This is a genomic window from Aquamicrobium aerolatum DSM 21857 (assembly GCF_900113935.1).
Classification (GTDB): Bacteria; Pseudomonadota; Alphaproteobacteria; order Rhizobiales; family Rhizobiaceae; genus Aerobium; species Aerobium aerolatum.
The window spans coordinates 1-9,492 of the sequence record NZ_FORF01000040.1; the positions used below are offsets into that span (position 1 = coordinate 1).

A 9,492-nucleotide genomic window follows, 5' to 3' on the forward strand; every position below is an offset into this window, starting at 1 on the left:
CAGCTTGGCGGCTTTGCTAAGGTGGATCCGGTTGTTTCTACGCCGCCAATTGCTCCGTCATTTCTGCCGTAGCATAGACCTCATCGGGTGTCCTGCCGTCGAAGGCTGAGTGCAGCCTTCGACGGTTGTAATAGTCGATCCAGGAACCGATGCCGCTGCGCGCCTCGCTGCCGGTCTCGAAGGCATTGAGGAAGACGCATTCGTATTTGAGGCTGCGCCACAGCCGCTCGATGAAGACGTTGTCCATCCAGCGGCCGCGCCCGTCCATGGAGATGCGGATGCCGGCATCCTTCAGCGTCGTCGTGAAGGCGAAGCTGGTGAACTGGCTTCCCTGATCCGTGTTGAAGATGTCGGGCCTGCCATGGCGGGCGATCGCCTCTTCGAGAGCGGCGACGCAGAAGTCGGCATCCATCGTGTTCGACAACCGCCAGGCCAGGACCTTACGGCTGAACCAGTCCATGATGGCGACGAGATAGAGAAAGCCACGCCGCATCGGAATGTAGGTCACGTCGGCGCACCAGACCTGATCGGGCCGCGCGATGCTCAGATGCCGCAGCAGATAGGGATAAATACGGTGCTGCGGATGCGGCGCGCTGGTCTTCGGCGCCTGGTAAATCGGCGACAGACCGATCTTGCGCATCAGCCGCCGGACCCGCTTGCGGCCCACACACCAGCCTTGGCGCCGCAGATGCCGCATCATCTGCCTGGAGCCATACCAGGGCGTTTCCATGAACGCCTCGTCGATGACGCGCATCAGTTCAAGGTTTTCGGCCGTTTCACTGGCGGGCTGGCGATAGAACGAGGCCCGCGAGATCGAGACCAGTTCGCACTGGCGGCGGATCGAGAGCCGGTTGTGATCGGGATCAATCATCATTCTCCTCCGATCCAGGCTCAGCGATCGAAGGCTTTGGCCAAAAAATCCCGCTCGACGACGAGCTGGCCGATCTTGGCGTGCAGCTTCGTCACCTCGGCTTCCCGGCCGACCTGCGCATCCGCACCCTTGTCGTCGAACGCCTTGGCCAGATTCTCGATAGCTTGCCGTTTCCACTGCGTGATCTGGTTCGGGTGAAGCTGGTGCTTCGTGGCCAGTTCCGAAATCGTCCGCTCGCCGCGGATCGCCTCAAGCGCGACCTTGGCCTTGAACTCGGCTGAAAACCGTCTGCGTGTCTTCATGCTGGATCGTCCTTCTCATAGGAAGATCCACCTTATGCCCCTGTCTCAAAATCCGGGACCACCTCTGTTGCTCTGGCCCGGTTTTCATCTGACTGAATCTGCTTTTCAGATTGACGGATCCTATCTCACCACATGTACCGATACGCTGGCGTGACGGGCGACACGCGCGGCATTCGGGCCAAGAAGATAATCCTCCGGCCCAGGCGTCGAGGCCAGCATGACTATGAGATCGGCCTTGCTAACATCGGCAAAGTGGAGGATCTGCCGGTAGATGGAGCCGCGGCCGACAATATGGCGATGTCTCACATCGGCGGGAATATTCGCCTTTGTGAACTCATGCAGCGCCTTGTTGGCCTGCTCGATCGCTTGTTGCTCATGATCCTTTGGAAAAAAACCGCCGACGAGCGACATGCCGTAATCGGGCACGACGGTGAGCACGTGCAGATTGGCGCCGTAGAATTTTGCCAGTTCCGTGGCTGTCCTCAGCGCTTTCTTCTCGGCTTCGGCTTCGCCGAGATCGACGGTAACCAGAATGTTCTTGTACATTGCATCTCTCCTCAGGCGGCCTGCGGGTTGCCGGCGAGAGTTCCGCCACGCCGACGCTGGGACCAGATCACCAGCCCCAGCAGAAGCGCCGCCAGGATGTAGAAGATTTCCGCTGGCGCGCGCTCGGCGGGCACTTCCACGGATGTGAGCATGACGGGCTCGTCGGCATAGAAATCCAAATTCGACAAGGTGCGCCCAGCCAGGCTGTTCATGTCGAAAGGTTCTTCGAGGATCGCCCTGTCATCTTCCAACCGCACGGCAAGATCGGTCGCCGCCTCGAAACGTGCCTGACCCGTCTCGCCGGCGGCGCCGAGGTCGAAGGCCATGATGCGCTCGATCCTGCTGCCGGGATCATTGAAGGAAGGACCGGAAATATGGACGCGCAACTGGACGTTGTCGGGCTGGACTTCCACTGTTTCATAGATTTGCTGCGGCGCAATCGTTTCATAGGGCGGCTGCACCAGATCGAGGAAGAAGCCGGGGCGCAAAAGCAGGACCGTGACCAGAAGCAGCGCCGCCGTCTCCCAGATACGGTTTCGGGCCATGAAGAAGCCTTGCGTGGCCGCAGCGAAAATGAGCATCGCCGCGGTCGCCAACACGAAGATCCAGATACCGCCCAGCCAGCCGACGTTGATCAGCAGCAGATCGGTGTTGAAGACGAAGATGAAGGGCAGCAGCACGGTCCGCAACGAATAGAAAAAGGCGACGAAGCCTGTCTTGATCGGATCGCCGCCGGAAACGGCCGCAGCGGCAAAGGAGGCAAGCCCGACTGGTGGCGTCACATCGGCCATGATGCCGAAATAGAAGACGAACATATGCGCCGCGATCAGTGGAATCAGTACGCCGTTGGCCGCCCCGACTTCGACGATGACCGGCGCCATCAGTGAGGAAACGACGATATAGTTGGCCGTGGTCGGCAGGCCCATGCCCAGAATAAGGCTGATGACTGCGGTGAAGACCAGGATCAGGAAAATGTTGCCTCCGGACAGGAATTCAACAAATTCCGCCATGACCTGACCGATGCCGGTCAGCGTAACGGTGCCGACAATGATGCCGGCGGCGGCGGTGGCGCAGGCGATGCCGATCATGTTGCGTGCGCCGGCGATGAGGCCGGCAATCAGATCATCGAAGCCGTCGCGAAAGGCGGCGACCTGGCCAGCGGAGCGAATCCCGCGGAACAAGGACTTGAGCGGCTTCTGGGTCAGGACAACGACGATCAGCAGCAGAACCGCATAAAAGGCCGAAAGGCCTGGCGAGCGGCGTTCGACCATCAGAAACCAGACCAGAACGAAAAGCGGCAGAAGATAATGTAGGCCGGTCTTGATGACATCCTTGACCAACGGCAGTTCGACCACCGGCGCGTTGGGATCGTCGAGATCGAGATCGGGAACTCTGGATGCGTACCAGATCAGCCCGACATAGACTGCCAGCAGAAGCGCAATCAGCAACGGGCCGGACAGACCTGGTATCAGCATGCGCATGAAGGCGATGAAATAATAGATCACGCCTGCCAGAACGACGATTGAGGCGATCGTGATGCCGGTACGCAGCAGTGACTGCAGACCGGTGGTTTCGATGCGCTTGGGCAGGACAGGCATGTTGCCGCGCACAGCTTCCAGATGCACCAGATAAAGCAGCGCGATGTAGGAGATGGCCGCAGGCAGGAAGGCGTGCTTGATGACCTCGATATAGGGGATGCCGATATACTCTACCATCAAGAAGGCAGCGGCTCCCATGACCGGTGGCATGATCTGGCCGTTGACCGAGCTTGCCACCTCGACGGATCCGGCTTTCTCCGGCGTGAAACCGACGCGCTTCATCAGCGGAATGGTGAAGGTGCCGGTGGTGACCACATTGGCGATCGACGAGCCGGAAATCATACCTGTCATCATCGAGGACAGCACGGCCGCCTTGGCCGGTCCGCCGCGCATATGGCCTAAAAGCGCAAAGGCGAGCTTGATGAAGAAATTGCCGGCGCCGGCCCGGTCAAGCATCGAGCCGAACAGCACGAACAGGAACACGAAGGCGGTCGAGACACCCAGCGGCACACCGAATACGCCGCCGGTCGACAGCCACATCTGATCCATGGCGCGGCCGAACGAGGCCCCGCCCCAGCGGATGATGTCGGGCACCAGCGGCGAGGAGCCGAAGAACACATAGGCCAGAAAGACCAGTGCGACGACCGCCAGCGGCGGCCCCAGCGCGCGACGCGTTGCTTCCAGAAGCAGCACCATGCCGATGCCGGCCACCACCAGATCTTGCGTGATCGGCAGGCCGGGGCGGCGGGCAAGATCACGATAGAAGATGAAGATGTAGAGAGCGGTGAAGGCTGCAAGGATCGCCAGTATCCAGTCGAGCCTCGGAATGCGACTGCGAGGACTGCTGGAAAATGCTGGATATGCCATGAATGCCAGGAACACGCCGAAAGCAAGATGGATGGATCGTGTCTGGGTGTCATTGAACACCAGCGGCAACCCGGTCACGCTGCTCAGCATGAAAGGCAGCGGCGAGGCGATATAAAGCTGGAACAACGACCAGCAAAGCGCCACGCCCGAGATCACCCATGCAGAAAAGCCAACAGGATTGCGCGCTCCGGTGTCTGAGGCGGCCACGAGATCCTGAAGCTCGGTTCCGCTCAGTGGTGCATTGGCGCTCGTCTTGCCGTTGTCTGTCGCCATGACGGTTCCCTCCCCGGGTGACAATTCTGCAAAGTAAAAAGGGAGGCGTTCCGGATCGGGAACGCCTCCCTGCTGATCAACCGGACACGTGCGTGTCTGGGCGCGCTTGCGCGTTCCGGATAGGGGCGACGAGGCGTCGGCTAGAGGTCATGCGCGCGTCTTTCGCATGATGCGCGTCCTGCTACTGGAGCCAACCCTTTTCTTTGAAATAGGCCTCGGCCGCCGGGTGCATCGGGGCGGAATTGCCCTGATTTACCATCTCTTCCGGGTTGAGATTGGCAAGCGCCGGATGCAGGCTTTTGAAGGCGTCGAAATCCTTGAATACCGCGTCGACAAACGCATGCACGACATCGTCCGGCACGTCGGCGGAGGTGACGACGGTTGCGCCCACGCCGAAGGTGTTCACGTCGTCAGGATTACCGTTGTACATGCCGCCAGGGATAACCGCCTTGAAATAATAGGGGCGATCGTTGACCAGCTTGTCGACCACCTCTCCTTCGACCGGAACGATCCTCGAATCGCAAGTTGTCGTCGCTTCCTGGATGGCGCCGGCCGGATGGCCGACCGTATAGGCGAAGGCGTCGATGTTGTTGTCGCAGAGTTGGGAACTCTGCTCGGCCGGAGCGAGTTCGGCCGCCAAGGCAAAGTCAGAGTTGGTCCAGCCTTTTTCCTCAATGAGCAGGTCCATCAGCGCGCGCTGGCCGGAGCCGGGATTGCCGATATTGACACGCTTGCCCTTGAGGCTGTCGAAGTCAGTGATCTCGGAATCAGCGCGGGCTACCACCGTGAGCGGCTCGGCATGAAGCGAGAAGACCGACCGCAGTTTTTCATGCGGCCCGCCATCGGCAAAGCCGGCTTCGCCATTCGCGGCATTGTACTGGACATCCGACTGCACCACCCCGAATTCGAGGTCGCCGCCCTTGATGGCATTGGCGTTAAAGACAGAGCCGCCGGTCGATTCGACCGAACAGCGGATGCCGTGGTCACGACGGGTCTGGTTCATCAGGCGGCAGATGGCTCCGCCGACCGGATAGTACACCCCGGTCACGCCGCCGGTGCCGACCGAGACGAAACGCTGTTCCTGGGCGCTGGCGACCCCAGTGGCAAGTGAGGCGAACATCGCCGCGACGAGGCCGAAACCGAGTGCCGAATGTCTTTTCATGAGTGAGTCTCCCTGTTGGGCACGCTCCCCTTGGGGGCTTTCGAGTAGAGACAGGCCCCGTGCCGCGGACTTGTCCCGTTCGTGATTTGAGGTCGGAGGTAGCAGGCGCGGAACTCCCCCGATCCCTGGTTCATAGAGTGCGCGTATCGGCGGCACCGTCAAGTAACAGCAGCATCGACCGCGTCCCCAAGACGGGAGACAATGCGGTCGACATCGATTTCGTTCACAATGAAGGGCGGGGCCAGAAGGACATGATCACCCCTGACGCCATCAATGGTGCCGCCCATCGGATAGACCATCAGGCCGCGCGCCATCGCTTCCCGTTTGATCGCCGCATGAATTTTGCGTTCTGTAGAAAACGGACGCTTGCTTGCACGATCCTCCACCAGTTCGATGGCGCGAAACAGGCCGCGTCCCCTGATATCCCCGACATGGTGATGGTTGCCGAAGCGTGCTGTCAGCCGTTCTTCCAGCACCGCACCCATGGCGCGCACATTGTCGAGCAATCCGTGCTGACGGATGGTTTCCTGCACCGCAAGACCGGCAGCGGCCGCCATTGGATGGCCCATATAGGTGTGGCCATGCTGGAAGAAGCCGGAACCTGCGCGCAACGCGTCACGGATTTTACCTGAAACCAGCACCGCGCCGATCGGCTGGTAGCCGCCGCCCAGCCCCTTGGCGATGGTCATCAGGTCGGGAACGATGCCTTCCTGCTCGCAGGCGTGCAGCGTGCCGGTGCGCCCCATGCCGCACATCACCTCGTCGAGGATCAGCAGCACACCATGACGGTCGCAGATTTCACGGATGCGGCGGAAATAATCGCCAACCGGCGGCACGGCCCCCGCCGTCGCGCCGACGACCGTCTCGGCGACGAAGGCGATGACGGTTTCCGGGCCCAGTTCAGTAAGCTTTTCTTCCAGCGAGCGGGCGGCGCGCGCCGCATAGTCCTCCTCGCTTTCGTCTTCGCGCTGGAAGCGATAGGAAAAGCAGGGATCGATATGGTGGGTTTCGGTGAGCAGCGGACGAAATTGCTCGCGCCGCCACTCGTTGCCGCCGGCGGCCAGCGCGCCCAGCGTATTGCCATGATAGCTCTGGCGGCGGCCGATGATGTGGCGGCGCTGCGGCTGGTCGATCTCGACGAAATACTGGCGCGCCATCTTGAGCGCGGCCTCGACCGCTTCCGACCCGCCCGAAACCAGATAGACATGCTCGAGCCCCTCCGGCGCACCCTCTATCAGCCGTTCGCCGAGCCGTTCGGCAATCTCGGTAGTGAAGAAACCGGTATGAGCATAGGCGATCTGGTCCAGCTGCTTGTGCAGCGCCTCAAGCACCGCAGGATGTCCATGCCCGAGGCAGGAAACAGCTGCGCCGCCGGATGCGTCGATATAGGCCTTGCCCTGCGCATCTATGATTTCGATGCCGCGCGCGGCGACTGCGACCGGCGGAGTCGTGATAAGGGAACGGTGCATGAGCCGGGTCATGGCGTGTCCATCTTGCGTTTGCGTTGCGGCTGTATGTGAATGCCAAGCTCTTTGGCCCCGCCGTCGAACTGCTTCAGCGCTGCGAGCGCCGCGTCGCCTGCATGGCCCGCAACCAGCGCGCCAAGAATTTCGGCGATGGCGAAAGCGGGCGCCATGGTGTGCAGGAAGGAAGCGGTGTCTGTCGGCACTGGAACGACGTCACGGACGATGCGCGCCAGAGGCGACACTTCGCTGTCCGTAACCGCGATCAGGGCCGCCCCGCGTGAGGTGGCCAGCCGGGCGAGATCGACGGTCGCTTTCGTATAGGGCGCGACGCTGACGGCAAGCAGCACGTCACCTTCGGCAATGCGTCCGGTCAGATCGATGCCGGTTCCTCCCGGCCCGTCGAGCAGAGTGGAGCGGCCGCCAATCATGGAAAGAATATAGTGAAACTGCCATGCGATCGCATAGCTGGAACGCATACCAACGCAGTAGATCCGCTGTGCCGCGCTGAGCGTATGAGCCGCCTTTTCGAGACGTTCGAGACTGATGGCAGCGGTCAGTTCCTGCATCTGGGCCGCGACGCGCATCAGCATGGTTTCCGCCAGCGCCCGGTCGCCATCTTTCTTCTGACGGTCTACCTGTTCGCCTGCCTTGACGGTGAAAGTTTGCGGTTCGGCTCTACGCAACGCCACGGCGTGAAGATCGCGGAGGCTGTCATAGCCATCGAAGCCGATACGCTGCGCCAGCCGCGTCATCGTCGCCGGCGTCACGCCAGCCTCATGCGCCTGCCTGCGCATCGACAAAAGGGCCACGTCGCGAGGGTGATCGAGAACATAGCGGGCAGCATGGCGCAACTGCTCCGGCAGTTCCTCGAAATTCTCGACCAGTCTATGTCTACGGTACTCTCCTCCATAGTTGCATGGTTAGCTGCAGCGATGACGTATTGCAACAAATGATTCAATCCTCGATCATATGATTCGGTTGAATCATTTTGATAAGGATACAGCCTATGGCGCGGGTTCGTAACGCCGCATCGTCAGTGCCTCTGGCGGTCGCACCCAACGGCGGGCGCAGGACAAAGACGGATCATCCGGCACTGCCGATCGGGCCGACCGACCTGGCACGGACAGCGGCTGAGTGCCGGGACGCGGGCGCGGCGATGATCCATGTCCACGTACGCGATGGAGCGGATAGGCATCTGCTCGACGCCGACGCCTACAGGGCCGCAATTACTGCAATAAGAGCCGAGGTGGGTGAGGGGATGGTGATCCAGATCACCTCCGAGGCGCTGGGAATCTACAGACCCGAACAGCAGATGGCGGTGGTGCGGGCCGTGAAGCCGCAGGCCGCGTCGCTAGCGCTTCGCGAGCTTATGCCGGACACTACCAATGAGGCGGCATTCGGTGATTTTCTGCAATGGATGAAGGCGGAGCGGGTCGCGCCTCAATTCATTGTCTATGAGCCGGAGGAGGCCGTGCGGCTCGACGCGCTGCGAAGACGCGGTATCGTGCCTTTCGATGAGCCTCCGGTGCTTTACGTTCTCGGACGTTATACGACCGGCCAGACATCCGCACCGCAGGATCTTCTGCCCTTTCTTGCTCCAGACCAGCCGGTTTTCCAGCGCTTCATGGTGTGCGCATTCGGTGCTCATGAGGCTGCGTGTGCGATCATGGGCGGGCTTTTGGGCGGCGGCCTACGGGTCGGGTTCGAAAACAACCTGGTCTTGCCCGACGGCAGCCCCGCCGTGTCGAATGCCGAACTCGTTGCCACGGTACGACGGGGGCTGGAAGTTGCGGGCATAAGCGCCATGAGCGGCGAGGAACTTATGCAAGACTGGTCGCGACTGTGAACAGTTCATTGGCGTTTTGGGTGCGAGAACGTCGCGTCGACCGTCGTTCATCTCCTTCCTGCTTGTGACCGTTCTCGGCCGGGATGTCCGCTAACGGAGCTCATCGGCAAGATGACACGGAAAGCGATTGTCCCCGACCTCTGGCAGCGCCTTCTTCCACGAGAGGATGTTAAGGTCGGGCAACATTTCCGGTTCGCGATGTTCACATTCCTAAACGCCCTGTTCTCCAGCTGCAAGGAAGTTGTGAAGTTAATGTCATGAAAACAGTGTCTTAACAAGATTCACCAAGCCTTGGCGAAACTGGCACGAAACTTTCTACGAGGTTTCCGACAACGGATGCCTCTACGATGTTCATTTTCGCAGTTACAGCTTTTGCCTTCATCGCGGCTCCGCTCGCACCATGCGCTGCCTGCGCGCGATCGGCCAGGCCCAGCACACCGGCCATGTATTTCTCTCCGACGACAACATGGAGATACTCAACGACGAGCTTCAGCAAAACTTCCGGATCAGCGCGGCCGAACTGCAGAAGTGTTCCCCGTCAGCGCCCATGGCACAGATTCAGGGTTGAGCTTTAAGGAGTGTTTTGGTCTCGTCGTCTGACGAAGGAACCAAGATGACTGC

Annotated in this window: 8 protein-coding genes; 1 reads left to right on the forward strand and 7 read right to left on the reverse strand. The window is 60.7% G+C overall.

Annotation, left to right across the window (positions count from 1 at the left end):
* Positions 1-37: 37 nt before the first annotated feature.
* The 6 genes from BMZ42_RS17450 to BMZ42_RS17475 all read right to left on the reverse strand — a co-directional run bounded on the left by BMZ42_RS17450 (position 38) and on the right by BMZ42_RS17475 (position 7,909).
* A protein-coding gene (locus BMZ42_RS17450) for an IS3 family transposase (protein WP_420492485.1) occupies positions 38-1,173 on the reverse strand; the annotation gives its coding sequence in 2 pieces (ribosomal slippage) (positions 38-894 and positions 894-1,173; 1,137 coding nt in all).
* Positions 1,174-1,293: 120 nt separating this feature from the next.
* Positions 1,294-1,719 (reverse strand): universal stress protein, encoded by a 426-nt coding sequence (locus tag BMZ42_RS17455; RefSeq protein WP_091525127.1) that lies wholly within the window; start codon positions 1,717-1,719, stop codon positions 1,294-1,296.
* Positions 1,720-1,730: 11 nt separating this feature from the next.
* Positions 1,731-4,397: a TRAP transporter permease gene (locus BMZ42_RS17460; RefSeq protein WP_091525129.1), complete on the reverse strand. Its 2,667-nt coding sequence runs from the start codon at positions 4,395-4,397 to the stop codon at positions 1,731-1,733.
* Between the two features lie 181 nt (positions 4,398-4,578).
* Positions 4,579-5,559: a TAXI family TRAP transporter solute-binding subunit gene (locus tag BMZ42_RS17465; protein ID WP_091525131.1), complete on the reverse strand. Its 981-nt coding sequence runs from the start codon at positions 5,557-5,559 to the stop codon at positions 4,579-4,581.
* A gap of 158 nt (positions 5,560-5,717) precedes the next feature.
* On the reverse strand, positions 5,718-7,040 hold the full coding sequence (locus BMZ42_RS17470) for an aspartate aminotransferase family protein (protein ID WP_091525133.1): 1,323 nt from the start codon (positions 7,038-7,040) through the stop codon (positions 5,718-5,720).
* Positions 7,037-7,909 carry a MurR/RpiR family transcriptional regulator gene (locus tag BMZ42_RS17475; RefSeq protein ID WP_091525135.1) on the reverse strand — a complete coding sequence of 291 codons (873 nt, stop codon included), beginning with the start codon at positions 7,907-7,909 and terminating at the stop codon, positions 7,037-7,039. The genes BMZ42_RS17470 and BMZ42_RS17475 overlap by 4 nt, the downstream gene beginning before the upstream one ends.
* Before the next feature lie 122 nt (positions 7,910-8,031).
* On the opposite strand from BMZ42_RS17475, the gene BMZ42_RS17480 reads away from it, so the two are divergent.
* A complete protein-coding gene (locus BMZ42_RS17480; protein ID WP_091525138.1) occupies positions 8,032-8,871 on the forward strand; it encodes a beta-keto acid cleavage family enzyme in 840 nt (279 codons plus the stop codon).
* A gap of 271 nt (positions 8,872-9,142) precedes the next feature.
* Here BMZ42_RS17480 and BMZ42_RS17870 read toward each other — a convergent pair whose 3' ends face one another.
* On the reverse strand, positions 9,143-9,316 hold the full coding sequence (locus tag BMZ42_RS17870; protein ID WP_175556783.1) for a hypothetical protein: 174 nt from the start codon (positions 9,314-9,316) through the stop codon (positions 9,143-9,145).
* Positions 9,317-9,492: the final 176 nt, after the last annotated feature.